Genomic DNA, 16346 nt, shown 5'->3' with positions numbered 1-16346 from the left:
ATGTGGGAAATGTAATTGGTTCTACAGAACAAATGATCAACAAAATCAATGATGTCTTAAAGACAAAAAAAGATGCAGTAGTTAATATTGTAAATGATAAACTTACAATATCTGTTTTTGCGTTGCTAGAACAAAATCTGAAAAATGTGAAAGAGATAAATTTTGTTATTAGAGATACAAAATTTGTGCCTGAACAGTCTGAGATTTCTCATGAATTCCAAATAGAAACAAACGATGTTTTATATAATTCCTATGATATAGTTGAAAAAAATAAATTACGCCATTTTGCACGTGCTAAAGCGATGCATGATTTTATTGAAAAAAATGTTAACGTAAGAAAAGCAAATCCTAAGATCAAAATCGGTGGGAATATTATTGTCATTGATAATGATTTTATGATTCAAGGATCTTCTTCTTTGGAACTTTCGAATAAATCTAAACGAAATAGAATTAAGAATATTAATTTTGATACCATGCTTAGTGGAACAATGGACAAAGATCAGATAGTTGCAGCTTCTAATACATTCAAGCAAATCTGGTTTAACGAACAAGTTTCTGCAGACTATAAGCAAGAATTACTAGAAAGCCTTGAATTTGTTTATAAAGAACATGCACCAGAATTCCTTTATTATTTTACTCTAAATGAGCTGTTTGGATACCAACTTGATAGTGGTGTAGAACGTTTTGAACGAGATAGTGATAAGTTCAAAAATACTGAAATTTGGAATGCTTTATATGATTTTCAAAAAGACGGAGTTGTCTCTGCTATACAAAAACTTCAAAAGTATAGGGGCTGTATTATTGCAGACTCAGTTGGTTTAGGTAAAACATTCGAGGCATTAGCTGTAATTAAATATTTTGAAATAAAAATGGATAATGTACTAGTTCTTACGCCTGCGAAGTTATATGACAACTGGAATTCTTTTAGAGGCACCTATAAAGACAGTTTCATCAAAGAGACATTTAACTATAAAATTATGTTTCATACAGATCTTTCAAGGTATAGAGGAATGTCCAAATCAGGGCAGGACTTGAAGCGTTTTGATTGGGGAAATTATGACCTAGTTGTTATAGACGAATCTCATAATTTTAGAAATAGAAATGACCGATATGATGACGATGATCAATTGGTAATGACGAGATATGCAAGACTAATGCAAGAAGTAATAAAAATGGGGAAAAATAATACAAAGGTACTCCTTCTTTCTGCAACGCCTGTAAATAATAGTTTGGTTGACTTGAAAAATCAGATTAGCATTATTACCGCAGACCAGGATTTTGCTTTTTCAGATTATGGAATAAAAAGTGTTGAAAACTTACTTAGGAATTCAACAACTATTATCAACCAATGGGAGAAAATAGTTGATCATAATAAAAATGATTTGCTTGATAGCCTACCATCAGAGTTTTACAAATTACTTGAGATAATGACAATCTCTAGAAGTAGAAAACACATCACAGGTTATTATGGTAATGAGGGGATGGGACAGTTCCCTAAAAAGAATAAACCGATTACTCATTATCCAGAAATAGATTCAGAAGAAGTTTTACTAAAATTTAAAGATGCGAATGAGTTGTTGGAGATTTTAAACTTATCGGTATATACGCCTACGATATACATAAAAAGTAAGTTCCAGAATCATTACATTCAAAAGTACAGTTTAAAAGGGAAACGTGGAGGTAATATGAATTTTCAAACACAATCACAAGGTATGATTGTGTTACATCGATTCAACTTGTTTAAGCGATTAGAAAGTTCGGTATTCTCTTTTGCAGAGACGATTCGACGATTATTAGAGAGAATTGATAGGACTATTGAATCTCTTGAAGGTGGTGGTTACGTTGACGAAGATAAAGATGTATTTGAAGAAGAAGAAGAAGCTTACTTGGAAGGTAAATATGAAATAGAAGTTCGACATTTAAGAGTTGTTGATTACTTAAATGATTTGGAAGGCGACAAAATAATTCTTGAGAAAATATATAATGAAGCACAATATATTTTAGATGAAGACAGGGATCAAAAGATCAGAGTATTACAAAAGATTATAGTAGATAAAGTTGCTAATACACCTTATAACAAAGGCAACCGTAAGATTCTTATTTTTACGGCATTTTCAGATACAGCTGATTATATTTATAAGAAGATAGCAGACTCATTGCTCAAACATGATTTGCACACTGCATGTGTTACTGGCAGAGGCTTAAAATGTACGAATAAGAGTGTAGATATTGATTTTAACTCTGTACTATGTGCATTTTCACCTTTGTCTAAAATGAAAAAAGAGATACCACAACATGAACAAATTGACATTTTGATTGGTACAGACTGTATATCAGAAGGTCAAAACTTACAAGATTGTGATACTGTTATTAATTTCGATATTCAGTGGAATCCTGTATCACTTATTCAGAGGTTTGGACGTATCGATCGAATAGGTAGTATTAACGAGAATATCCAAATGATCAACTTCTTTCCCAATTTGGAACTTAATGAATACTTAGGTCTTGAGCAAAGAGTTAAAGGAAAGATGACCACATTAAATATTGTTTCTACTGGTGATGAAGACTTTTTAACACCTGAAATGAATGATTTTAACTTCAGAAAACGACAGCTAGAAAAGCTGAAGGATGAAGTGATCGATATTGAAGATGCTAATGAAAATATTTCATTAACAGATTTGAATATGAATGAGTATTTGTTTGAGCTTTCGCAGTATGTGAATAAAACACCAAAAATTAAGAAAATTCCTAAGGGTGTTTATTCAGTTACTAATGGACAACAGCAAGGTGTACTATTTTGCTTTAAACATAGTAACCTGGGAGATAAACCTAAATCGGATAGCTCTCTGTACCCATACTATTTAATTTACATAGATAATGGTGGTGAAGTTTTATTTGGAAATGCTCAAGCAAGAGAAGTATTAAAACTATTTAGGAAGTTATGTTATGGTAAATCCGAACCAATTCGTGAATTACTTAATGTGTTTTTTGATAGGACAAGTAATACGACAGAAATGTCATTTTATTCTGAATTATTGAGTAAAGCAATAACTTCTATAAAAGGTCAAGAGGAAGAAAAAGCAATACAAACGGTCTTTGATTTTGGTGGATTTAATAACTCTTTTGAAGATGAAACCATGGATGATTTTGAATTGATTTCTTTCTTGGTGGTGGAATAATGTTTAACATACCAGAGTCATATAGAGTAGATAAAAGAATACCACTAAAAGATTTAATTCCTAAGGAATTGAAACCGAATGAAAAAAGAAATATAAAAGCTGCTATTAAGAAGGCGACTTTGAGATATCAGATATCAGGTGAAGAAATATCATCTGTGAATGATGATGTATATCGGTATCAGGTAATACAGTATTATGATTTTGAACTTGAGGATATAAAAAAAGCAGGGTATATTGCTAAAGTGTATCAGGAACTGATTAAATCACCCTGTATAATAAGATTGTTTGATTCGACCAAGGAAGTGTATTGTTTTGCGCTAAAGCGACTGAATCAAATAAACTCTTCTGAAGTTGTCATATCAGATATCTTAATTACAGAACCATATCAGTTGATGTTGCCAGATATGCAGAAAAAACAGTTTTATGAAATATTGCATTACGAGAATGTTATTAATAAGGAAAGCAAAGTTACTTTTTATCAAGAAATATATGTAAAAGCATATATACTGATCAATAAAAATTTACATAAGAATATAATAGATTTTTTAGATAAGCCAATTTGGTATGACAGCAATAAGATTATTAAATTATATTCTTTGGTGAAGGAAATAAAGTTAAATGATGAAAAGCTCAATAAAACAGCTACAAATGCAGAAAAAATGAAAATCAATCAAAGTATCAGAAATAACTTTGATGCATTAGAGAAAATATAATTGATGGAGGAAAGTGTTATGAATGAGAAAAAAGTACCTGAAAATATTAATGATTTTGTTGGTGATAATATCAAGGCGTTAGCTAGTCTATTTCCATCTGCAGTTAAGGATGGAAAACTTGATATTGTAGCATTAAAAGAAGAGTTAGGTCAATTTGAGGAAGTAGATAAAGAAAAATATGAATTGACTTGGGCAGGAAAGCAAGAAGCTAAAAAGAAAGCGCAAGAAGATGTGTTTGGGAAAACACTGAATTATATACCAGAAGATAGTAAGGATGCAACTTCCACTAAAAATTTATATATTGAAGGTGATAATCTTGAAGTCTTGAAGTTATTACGACAAAATTATTACAGATCTATAAAAATGATATACATCGATCCACCATATAATACAGGAAATGATTTTGTTTATAATGATAGATTTAAAATGAATTCTTCTGAAAGTGATTTTTTAGAAGGGACTACAAATGAAGACGGAGAAAAATTACAAAAAAATCCAATTTCCACCAATAGGTTCCATGCAAATTGGATAAATATGATGTATCCTAGAATAAAAATAGCTAAAGATCTTCTAAAAGATGATGGTGTTATTTTTATAAGTATTGATTCTAGAGAAGTTGCTAATCTTAGGAAGATCTGCGACGAAATATTCGGAGAAGACAATTTTATTTCAAATGTTACTGTAGTTAATAATCTTAAAGGAAGAAGTGATGATGAATATATAGCAACAGCTCACGAGAATCTTTTGATTTACAGAAAAAGTGACAAGTTTGTTACATTTGGGATTCCTATTCCGGAAGAGTATCAAAGTGAATATAAAGAAGCAGATCAAATTGGTAAATATAGGCTACTAGGATTAAGGAAAAGAGGTTCAAACTCTAAGCGTGAAGATAGACCTAATATGTATTATCCTATTTATGTTAATAATAATACTTTACAGGTTTCGTTAGAAAATAGTAACGGATTTGACGAGATTGTATATCCAAAATTATCAGATGGCTCTGATGGTCGATGGAGGTGGGGGAGAGAAACAACTAGTGAAAGAACTTCAGAATTGGTAGGTAAATTTATTAGTATTAGGAAAGAGTTTGATGTGTATCAAAAAGATTATTTACTACAAAATGGTATTCAAAGAGTTGTTAAGCCAAAATCAATATGGACAGGAAAAGAGTTTTCAAGTGATTCAGGAACTTTAACGTTTAAAGAGTTAATGGGCGATAAGTCATTTACAAATCCTAAGTCTTTAGGTTTACTAAAATATTGTATACATCAGGCTACTAAAGATGAGGATATTATTTTGGATTTTTTTGCTGGATCAGCTACAACAGCACAAGCTGTAATGCAATCAAATCTCGAATATGGATTTAAAAGAAAGTTCATTATGGTACAACTGCCGGAAATAGTTGAGGAGAATAGTGATGCATATAAAGCGGGATATAAAAACATTTGTGAGATAGGAAAAGAGCGTATTAGACGATCCGGGGAACAAATAAAAAAAGAAATTAAGGATAATATTGCCCAACTAAAAATTGATGAAGTACCCCATCAAGATTTAGATGTTGGATTTAAAGTTTTTAGAGCAGAAGATACTAACATAAAATGGAATCTAATTGACTCAGAAGGCCAAATAGATACTATGGCTATGACACATACACCTGATTTAGCAGACTTTACATTAGATTTTAAAGATATAGATGTTGTTTATGAAATTATGCTCCGTCAGAAAGATATTCCATTATCTGAAAAGATGGAGAAATTAACTGATATAGGTATGAGAACGTATTTGTATGGAAGTGCATATATTGTCTGTCTTGAGACGGAAATAACGGAAATGTTAATTGATAAGCTTGCGGCCCTTAATCCATTGCCAATAAAATTCGTCTTTAGAGATTCTGCTTTCAAGGATGACATTAATTTAAAAGATGATACTTTCAGACGATTAAAGAACTTGATTGAAAGAAATTCAGGTACGAATAAGAGTGCTTACACAGTAGAATTCATATAAGGAGGGGAAGAAGATGTCAAAACGTATTGAATTTCAATTTGATGATGACTTAGAATACCAATCAAATGCTATCAAAGCAGTAGTTGATTTATTTAAAGGACTTCCTCGCCTTGATGATGGCATATATAGACCGAAACATATAAGAAATGTTGCAGCAGGAGATCCAGTTAGAAATATTAGTATTGTTACTGGAAGTAAATTATTGAAAAATGTAAGACAGGTACAACTTAAGAACAAGTTGTTTGCAGATAATGATATTTATAATAATAATTTCACTGTAGAAATGGAAACAGGTACTGGAAAGACATATGTATATCTTCGTACTATATTGGAATTATACAAAGAGTATAACTTTAAAAAGTTTATGATTGTGGTGCCAAGTATTGCTATTCGTAAAGGTATTGAAAAATCTATTGAACAATTAAAAGATCATTACAAACGTTTATATGATGTAGATTTACAAAAGCATAGTTTTGTTTACGATAGTAATAACCCAAAGATGGTAAGTACAAATTTAGTTGAGACAAATGACTTAAGTATTTGTGTTCTTAATATACAAGCCTTTAATAAGGATACAAACAAGATTAGGAAAGAAGATGAATATGGGCAAATCTTATGGGAAGATATTAAGTATATTAAACCAATAGTTATTATTGATGAACCTCAAAAGATTGAAGGTCAAAAAGGTAAAAAGTCTAAATCATTAAAAGCACTAGATGATTTGGATCCACTATTTACACTAAGGTATTCAGCAACACATAAAGAGCTTTATAATCAAATATATAAGTTGGACTCTTATGCGGCCTATAAAGGTGAACTTGTTAAGAAAATTCAGGTAAAAACTGTTAATGGTATTATAGAAAAAGATGTACCGTATATAAGATATTTGAAATTTACAAGTGATTTGAAAGCAAGAATTGAAATCTTTTCGCAAGATCAAGGTGGCGTCATTCGAATTAAGCAATTTAATGTAGGTGGAAGTTCCTCTTTGGAGGAATTATCTGGTGGCTTAGTTCAGTATAGAAATATGAGAATAGCAGAAGAGCCACATAAACTAAGGCCTTTGTCTATTTCGACACCATCAGGAACAATAACGATTGAATTGGGTAAAAGTAATAATGGTATTGAAGATAGTGAGGCAATTCGTATTCAGATTAGATTGGCTATCAAAAACCATTTTGAAAAACAATTATCTATATTAAAGAGTGGCAAACATATTAAGACAATTACATTATTCTTCGTTGATGCAGTTAAAAAAGTTAGAGACAATGAACGTGAGGATAGAAGGGGTGAATATCTTCGTATCTTTGATGATGAGTATGCTAAGGCAATCTTGAAATATGAAAAAGCCATTGAAAGATACAAGGAGTATTTTCCAGCATATAAAGATATACAAAGCATAAGAGAAGGTTATTTTGCGCTAGATAAGAAGAAGAATGAAGTAGAAATTGATGACTGGGAAGCAAAGAAAGACGAATATGAAGTAAAAGCAAAATCTCAAGAAGATATTGATAGAGGTATAAGTCTGATCCTTGAAAAGAAAGATGAACTAATTTCATTCGAAGAGCCCCTGGGCTTTATCTTTTCACATTCAGCACTTCGAGAAGGATGGGATAATCCTAATGTATTTACCTTATGTACGTTAAAACAAGGTAGCTCAGAAATTGCAAAAAAACAAGAAATTGGGAGAGGCTTGAGATTACCAGTTGATATCACAGGAAATCGTTGCTTTGATACTGAAATCAATGAATTAACAGTTATTGCCAATGATAGCTATGATAACTTTTCAAGATCTTTGCAAGATGACTTTAATGAAAGCATGAACTTCAATAAAAATGAAGTTACAGCAGACATTATAACAACAACTTTCCAATCGGCAGGTGTTCCAAAGTTGAAAATAACACCTGAGCTTGTTGATACCTTTAAAACGGAACTTCAGAAAAAAGGCATCTTGGATAAAAATAATGTATTGAATAAAAATATTGAACAAACCACGAAATTACTCGAAACTATTCAATTTGAAGATGAAACCCTTCTAGAACATGCAATGCTGTTGAAAAAAGAGTTTATAAAACTTATGTTGCAAAAGGGTTCCAATCGAATCGAAATAAAGAATGGTGATAACGAACCATATACAAATGGAATCAGAGCTTTTGTATCTGAAGAAGAGTTTGAGAAGCTGTATTATGGATTGTGTGACAAATTGACAAAGCGAACTCATTACAAGTGTAATATAGACAAAGATGTTTTTATTGATGCCTGTGCTGAAGAAATCAATCAATATTTGAAGCATTTTAAAATCAATAAATCAGTTAATATTGTTACAAGTAAAGCTGGGTTCAATGAAGCGCAGAAGTTTGAACTACTCAAAGAAGAAGAAGGTATATATGAGGTAGAAGCTGGAGAAAATACTTCAGAGAAAAGTGATTTTGAAATTGCGAACTATATCATGTATCATACAATGTTGCCTAGACTTGCGATAATCAAGATATTAAAGAAAATAGAGAAAAGAGAAGCCCTTAGTTTTCAAGATATGCTCGATACAGTAACCCAAAAAATTCTTGAGAAACTTAAGGATATGAAGGCAGCAAACATTACATCTTATGAAGTAATAGATGGTTATGAACTTGATGCAGGACAGATTTTTGCAACAGATACTATCAATGAAGAAGATTTCAGAGATGAATGGCGAGTTTTCAAGGCTGATCCAAGTCGTAAAAAAGCAATGAATGAATATTATAAGATGGACAGTGAGGGTGAAAAAATATTTGCAGGAAAGCTTGAGTCCAATGAAAATGTTATTATGTTCACAAAACTGAAAAAAGGTGGATTTGTTATTGATACACCATACGGACATTATTCACCAGACTGGGCAGTTGTATGTCGTAAAGAAGGACCAGAATCAGGCAGTGTTGGTATATATTTTATTGTCGAAACTAAAGCAGGTAAGCAAGAAAAAGATTTGACATCTGTAGAACGTAATAAGATAAAATGCGGTGAATTACATTTTAAAGCAGTTTCAGAACTTGTTACATTTGATTGGGTAAACAGTTATGAAGATTTTAAAACTAAGTTTGGTGTTAAAGAGACGATATAAGGAGGTATTAAAATGGCAGAGTTTAAATACGAGATTACAGAAAGAATTGCAGTTTTATCAGAAAATAATAAAGGCTGGACCAAAGAACTTAACAAAGTTAGTTGGAATGAAAGAGCACCGAAATATGATCTGAGAGACTGGCACCATGAAGAAGGTAAAATGGGTAAAGGTGCGACGTTAACAGATGATGAGATTAAGAATTTGAGGGAAGTTCTTAATGCAATAGAGATATAGAAGTAGGGGGGAGTACAAATGGCTCAAGCAATCAATATTTTTAATTTTCTAAAAGAATATAACTTGTTATCCAATCCAGTAATTACTGAGTTGGATAAACAAAAGTGGAGTCTAGATCTATCAAATATACCTATTATCGATGAAATTGAATCTGTGTTTCATGGTATTGAAATGGATGAATTGATTTTTTTGAAGGTTATAAAGCCTTCTCTTGAGCCATGCCCAAAACCTGATGAGTTATTATTGGAATGGATTAATAGTGAATGGCAGAGATTATCAGTTGTAGATGTTCATTATAAGGACAAAATATCTAGAGAAAAACTAGACGAGGACGGTGAAGTTTCCTATATCGAGGAAGCCTTTGAAGATGATATAAATCGTATTACACTATATCACAAATGGATTCTTCAGCGTGAATCTTGGAGAGAAGTTGAAATTCCAAGAGAAAAAGGGCTGAATCTTTATAATAAATTGTTCAGACTCTATTCTGATATGAAGAAAGAAGCAGAAAGTGTTGAATTAATTATTGGTGATGGCATTATAAACTGGCAATCGGATGAGCGATTAATCGACCACCCGGTACTGCTACAGAAAGTCACTCTTGAATTTGAACCTGAAAAACCAATGTTTGTAATTAAGTGTGAAGAAATTAAAACAGAGATATATTCAGCTATGTTAAGAGTATTAACATCAGTTAATCAAAAAATGCTAACAGATGTTATGCAGGATGTTGAGCAACAAAATTATCACTTGCCAGAATTTGAAAATACCCATGGTTTATTCCATCGACTAATTCATATTATTGATGAAAAAGGAGAATTCGTAGAAGTAATTTCTCCTACGGTTCATCATGCCCAAATAATCTCTAGCCCAGTATTGTTCTTAAGAAAAAGAACACTGGGCTATTCTGCATTCTTAGAAAATATTATTGCTGAGATTAACGAGAAGGGTGAAACTATATTACCACCATTTTTTGATACAATGGCTGGCAACCATAAAGAAGAACAGAACTATGAGTCAATAGGTGACGGATGGAACCACAGTGGTATTGATAAAGACATACTTCTTACTTTGCCAGCAAATAATGAGCAGTTAAAAATAATTAAATATTTGGACAGATATGGTGCGGTATTAGTACAAGGACCTCCTGGAACAGGTAAAACCCACACCATTGCCAATTTGATTGGGCACTTGCTAAGTCAGGGTAATAGTGTTCTGGTTACAAGTCACACTGAAAAAGCACTAACAGTCCTGAAAGATAAAGTGTATAAAGATGAAGGAAATAAAGACCTGAATTTACAAAGCCTTTGTATAAGCTTATTGAGTTCTAAATCCCAGAAAAATGAAATGGATGAAGCTATTAATGAGATTGCTTCAAAGGGAACTACACTTGATCTGCATGAAGCAGAACAAAGGATTCATAGACTTAAAAAAGAAAGAGATACACTGATTGAAGAATCTCAATTAAAAGGTACACAATTACTAGAAATAAGGGCCATGGAATATAAAGACATTGTTTATGACAATAAAACCATTACGCCCATTGATGCTGCAAAATATATAAAAGCAGGCGAGAATACACTTGATATTATTCCGGGTACGACAACAGATGATACCATTGGATTTCCTCTGTCTGAAGAAGAACTTCATTTTCTTTACAATAGTAATAAAGTAGTCTCCCTTGAAGAAGAGGCTTTACTGGTTGCTAAATTACCAGAATTTGATAGTGTGTGGTCAGATGAACAATTTGAAAGGTGTGTTGAAGATCTTAATGATTTTGAGATTAAAAAGAATAGTATAAAACCATCAATTGATTTTCATGACATCCTTTCTTTAAAAGATTGCGAAAGCCTTATTAATCATGCAGAACAATTAAAGAATGAAATGAATGGATTTTCAGAGATCCAAAAATATTTACTTATAAAAACAATTCAAGATCCAGTCTATCCAAAATTATGGGATGGTGTACTAACAAATTTTGACCAGCTATATCAGGAATTTGAAAATATTAAGGTAATCAAATTTGAAAATGATTTTACATACGATTCTTCAATTGTTACAAATGACAATTTAGCCATACTACAGGAAGTAATTGATACCGGTAAAGAGATACCGGTCAACAAGCTAAATGCTTTATTTAAACCAAAGTGGAATGCCATAAAGAATAGCATTAATAATGATGGAAATTCCATCGAAAAAATTGAAGAGTACATAGCTATACAAAAGATATTTGCCTATGAAATAGACAGGAAGAATCATATTAAACAGATTAACAAATTGCTGGCTGAGACAACCCTTCAGATTGATGTTGAAGATCCTATGTTTGAGATGAAGGGTGCACAACAAAAAGGAAACCTTCAATACGCTATGAATTGGTTCAAAGAAAAGTGGGAATCATTTGCTGAAAATTTCGGAGCATTTATCGTAAATAATGAGCAATGGAAAGACATGAATATGGTGAATCTTTCAGATCCATTTCATTGGTTATTAGATATTCTTAATGATATAGTTCTTGTTGAACTGAATTATAAGATCAATTTGATAAAGCTTGATGAAAAGACAGTGGCGCTTAATCAGTATATCGTTTTTCTTGAGACTTATCAGAATCAAAATGTTGTATTAGATTCACTGATTACTTCAGTAAAAAAACGAAATGTTGAAGATTATTCATCTTCCTACAATAGAATTAGTAGTGTCTTAAGGAAAACAGCTGTTTTAGAAAAAAGACAAAATATTATTAAGAAGATTAACCAATGGGTACCGGTTTGGGCAATGGAGATTAAGAATAGAAAAAATATCCATGGCAACTCAGAACCACCAAAGCTTATTGAAGCAGCATGGAAATGGCGTCAACTAGTAAATCAAATTGAACGAATTGATGCTTATGATCCAAATAAAATTCAGCAGGAAATCAACCAGATCAATGAGAGGTTACTGAAAAATGCTAGATTATTGGCTTATGAAAGTGCTTGGTTTGAGAAGATTAAGACTATAACACCAGTAGAAAAACAGTCGTTAAAAGCTTGGAAAATAACTATGGATCAGGTTGGTGCTGGTAAAGGTAAAAAGGCACCCAAATTGCTTGAAGAAGCAAAGAAATTAATGGCAAATTGTCAATCTGCGATACCAGTTTGGATTATGCCTATGAATAGAGTAGTTGAAATGTTTGATCCAAGAAAGAATAAGTTTGATGTTGTAATTATTGATGAAGCTAGTCAGAGTGATATATTATCCTTAGCTGCTTTGTATTTAGGTAAAAAAATAATTATTGTTGGAGATAATGAACAAGTAAGTCCAGATAGTATTGGATTAAAAGATAATGAAATTGAAGCTTTAATAAGCATGTATCTTCAAGATATTCCAAATAAACATTTATTTAACGGTAAAACTTCACTATATGATTTAGCTGCAATGTCAAACTTTGAACCTTTGATGCTAGAAGAACATTTCAGATGTTTATCGGAGATTATTAGTTTTAGTAATATGCTTGCATATAATGGTAGAATTAAGCCTTTAAGGGATTCTGCAAAAGTTATTACTAAACCCCCAGTAGTTGATTATAGGGTTAAAGATTACGTTTTAGATAAATCGAAAGTTAATAAAACCGAAGCATATCATATATGTTCATTAATTCTTTCAATGGTTGAGAATCCAATATATAAGAATAAGACAATTGGTGTTATATCAATGCATGGTTCTGAGCAAACATATGAAATAGATAGATTACTACAGATCTATTTGGATCCTGTTGATTATGAGAATAGAAGAATACAATGTGGCACACCATCTCAATTTCAAGGAGATGAAAGAGATATAATATTTATAAGCATTGTAGATATACCTAATGATAATGGTGGACCATTAACGGTTAAACGAGAGGGGGGCAACAATGGTAGAGAACGTAAAAGGTATAACGTAGCTGCAAGTAGAGCCAAAGATCAAATGTGGGTTGTACATAGTCTGAATCCAGAGATAGATCTTAAGCCAGATGATATACGTCTACGTTTGATTAAGCATGCTCAAAATCCTTATATTGCTGCAGAAGATGTAAGACTTGAATTGGCTGAATCACCTTTTGAAGAAGAAGTCATGAAAACTCTTTTAAATAAAGGGTATCATGTTATTCCACAGCTCAAGGTTGGCTCATATCGAATAGACATGGTTATTGAGGATGGAGACAAACGAATTGCTATAGAATGTGATGGTGAAAAATGGCATACCCAAGATGATCTTCCTAATGATTTAAAAAGACAGGCTATATTGGAAAGATTAGGGTGGAGATTTATAAGGATACGTGGAAGTGCATATTATAGAAATCCAATTGATACAATAACAGAAGTATTTGAAGAATTAGAAAAGAACAACATATTCCCAAATTATAGTCAGATGAATTCTGAATCTAATGAAATCGATGAGAAAGATCAAACAATAATTAATGGGATTAAGTTAAGAGCAGCTGAAATTAGAAGAGAATGGAACCCAGATAATATTGAGATTCAAGGTATAGATGAAGCTACTAGTCCGGAGTTGAAAGTAAATTTATTAGTAGCAACTGAAGTGGATATTGAAAAGAAAGACCATTTTACCAAATATGATTCGACGATAAAAGTAAATTCTATCAATAAAACTGAACAGATTATTTTTCCTGAATTTGAAGAGAAAGATAATCAGTTAAGTATCGATGATATTCATGAGGTGATGGATGAAATTAGTTCTGTGAATACGAAAGAAAAAGAAGAAGTAGACTCTGATGAATTTGTATATCCAATACATAAGCCAGAAAAACTTGGCGTCGCAGAGACACCAACTACACCTGAAAAATCGGCTTTGCAAACTGAGAATTCTGGTTCTAAGCCTGCATTTGATTTTAGGAGTAAGAATAAAGGTCAAAGACAAGTACATAAAGAAGAATTAAAACCTAATGTTAAAAAAGCACCGGAGAAACAGACTACTAAACTAGTAGTGGAAAAACCTGATTCTGAAAAACATAGGATGAAACCAATGTTTGATTTCAGGAAGAAGTAAGGAGATTAGTAATGGCGAATAATCAAAATTCTAAACTTAAACTGCTTTACCTATATAGAATCCTCAACGAATTATCAGATGAACAAAATCCTTTAACTGTTAATGATTTGATTGAAGAGTTAAGTAAATATGATATTTCAGCTGAGCGTAAATCTGTTTATACTGACATTGAACTTTTGCAGAACTATGGTGTTGATGTTGTTTGTGAGAAAAAGCGTGCTAACCAATATTTCATTGGGAAGCGAGATTTTGAGCTTCCTGAGCTGAAGTTATTAGTTGATGCTGTACAAGCTTCAAAATTTATCACCCACAAAAAGAGTGATGTTCTAATTAAGAAGATTGAAAAGCTCACTAATGCTCACGAGGCAAAAGAACTACATAGACAAGTTATTGTAAATGATCGAATAAAGACCATGAATGAAAGTATCTATTACAATGTGGATGCTATTCATAGTGCAATACGCAATAAGAAAAAGGTTCAATTCAGATATTTTGATTATACAGTGGACAAAAATTTGAAATTCCGTAGAAATGGTGAAGTATATCAAGTAAGTCCTTATGCATTATCCTGGACAGATGAATACTATTACTTAATTGCATACCATGAAAGGTATGAAACCGTAACTCAATTCAGAGTCGATCGTATGGCTGACATAGAAGTTTCAGAAGTGAATATTCCTGAAAATCAAGTAGATAAAGACTTTAATGTGGCTGATTATTCAAAAAAAGTATTTAGGATGTTTAGTGGCGAAACACAACTTATCGAACTACAGTTTGACAATTCACTAATTAATGTTGCTATTGATCGATTTGGTAAAGAAATTAGTATTCGAGAGAAGACCGAAACTTCCTTTAGAATTACAGTTGATGTTGCACCTTCACCTACCTTTTTTGGATGGTTATGTATGTTTGGTAGTAAGGTTAAGATTATTGGACCTGAAAAGGTTGTAGGGGATTTTAAGGATACGGTTAGTGAGATAATAGAGAATTATTGATTTTACGAAGATTATACTGTTGGATTCGTGTGAGAGGAAAATATGGATTACTTAATATTAAAAAAATACCTTTTAGAAAACTTTACTGGAAAAAGAATAGAAGAAAAAAACATAAGGAAATCATTAAATATAGATGGTTATGAAGAGTTTTGTATGTGGATTAATTCACTTATTGATGAAGCAGTTATTAAGCCAATAAAAAGTTCGGGTCCCAATGGATTAATACCAACATTATATAAGCGATATCAAGTTTTAGAAATAGCCACAAATACTCAGGATTATTCTGTAGAAATCAAGAGACTTCATCCGGTTTTTAATATTGAGGGATACTTGAATAAGTCTCCAAAATACATAACTGAGCGGGAGACTATTTTGAAATTTGATGAATTCATCAGAAAAAATCCTTTAAAGCTTGAAGAACCGGCATCGATTAATGAAAGGTCTTTTCAAATTTTTGGTAAAGAAAAATTTATAAGATCAAATTCAATCTGTAAATCAGTATTATCCTATAATACTGAACTTGAAAATTGCTTAAATATGTATCATACTCCTGAACCTTTTTTTGAACAGACAGTCGTTGATGATTTTGATTCGGATGAGATCAATGTATTGATTATAGAAAATAAAGATACTTGGTATACCTTGAAAAAAATAATGAAGAGAAATTGCAGCATGCTACATGGAATTCGTTTTGATTCTTTGATTTATGGTGAAGGTAAAAAGATAACAAGAAAAAGAGATTCACTAACAGAATTCTCACATACATATTATGATGACGGGATGTTAAAAAGATATTACTACTTTGGTGATTTGGATATGGAAGGTATAGAAATATTTGAAAATGTGGTTCGCATAAACCCTGACCTAGATATTCAGTTATTTAAGGAATTATATGTTGATATGCTAGGAGAAGCTGAAAATAGAAAAATGCCTAAGTGCAGTGAATTACAAAAGCGGACTAAAGGCAAAGTCTTTTTTGAATGCTTTGATGAAGTTCAAATTGTCGAGATTAATGTGTTATTGGCAGCTGGAAAGTATATTCCACAAGAAATACTTAATTATAGTTATTACAAAAGAAAAGTAGAAAAGAGTAATTAAA

Annotated in this window: 8 protein-coding genes; all 8 read left to right on the top strand. The window is 31.7% G+C overall.

Annotated elements, in window-relative coordinates; genetic code table 11:
- Nucleotides 1-2 precede the first annotated feature (2 nt).
- From PATL70BA_RS06495 to PATL70BA_RS06460, 8 genes are read left to right on the top strand one after another with little or no spacing between them, the layout of a single operon-like run.
- On the top strand, nt 3-3179 hold the full coding sequence (locus tag PATL70BA_RS06495) for a helicase-related protein (RefSeq protein ID WP_172596139.1): 3177 nt from the start codon (nt 3-5) through the stop codon (nt 3177-3179).
- On the top strand, nt 3179-3892 hold the full coding sequence (locus PATL70BA_RS06490) for a DUF4391 domain-containing protein (RefSeq protein ID WP_125136613.1): 714 nt from the start codon (nt 3179-3181) through the stop codon (nt 3890-3892). The genes PATL70BA_RS06495 and PATL70BA_RS06490 overlap by 1 nt, the downstream gene beginning before the upstream one ends.
- Before the next feature lie 18 nt (nt 3893-3910).
- Nucleotides 3911-5896 (top strand): site-specific DNA-methyltransferase, encoded by a 1986-nt coding sequence (locus PATL70BA_RS06485; RefSeq protein ID WP_125136612.1) that lies wholly within the window; start codon nt 3911-3913, stop codon nt 5894-5896.
- Nucleotides 5897-5909: 13 nt separating this feature from the next.
- Nucleotides 5910-8993 carry a restriction endonuclease gene (locus tag PATL70BA_RS06480; RefSeq protein ID WP_125136611.1) on the top strand — a complete coding sequence of 1028 codons (3084 nt, stop codon included), beginning with the start codon at nt 5910-5912 and terminating at the stop codon, nt 8991-8993.
- 12 nt (nt 8994-9005) lie between these two features.
- Complete coding sequence (locus tag PATL70BA_RS06475; protein WP_125136610.1) at nt 9006-9227, top strand: YdbC family protein; 222 nt, start codon at nt 9006-9008, stop codon at nt 9225-9227.
- A gap of 18 nt (nt 9228-9245) precedes the next feature.
- Entirely contained in the window at nt 9246-14252 is a 5007-nt protein-coding gene (locus PATL70BA_RS06470) for an AAA domain-containing protein (protein WP_125136609.1), read from the top strand.
- Nucleotides 14253-14263: 11 nt separating this feature from the next.
- On the top strand, nt 14264-15247 hold the full coding sequence (locus tag PATL70BA_RS06465) for a helix-turn-helix transcriptional regulator (RefSeq protein ID WP_125136608.1): 984 nt from the start codon (nt 14264-14266) through the stop codon (nt 15245-15247).
- Between the two features lie 42 nt (nt 15248-15289).
- Nucleotides 15290-16345: a Wadjet anti-phage system protein JetD domain-containing protein gene (locus tag PATL70BA_RS06460; RefSeq protein WP_125136607.1), complete on the top strand. Its 1056-nt coding sequence runs from the start codon at nt 15290-15292 to the stop codon at nt 16343-16345.
- The last annotated feature ends 1 nt before the right edge of the window (nt 16346 follow it).

It is taken from the genome of Petrocella atlantisensis, from assembly GCF_900538275.1.
GTDB lineage: Bacteria > Bacillota > Clostridia > Lachnospirales > Vallitaleaceae > Petrocella > Petrocella atlantisensis.
Note: the sequence above shows the minus strand (reverse complement) of the source record. Positions and strands in the feature narration are given on the sequence as shown.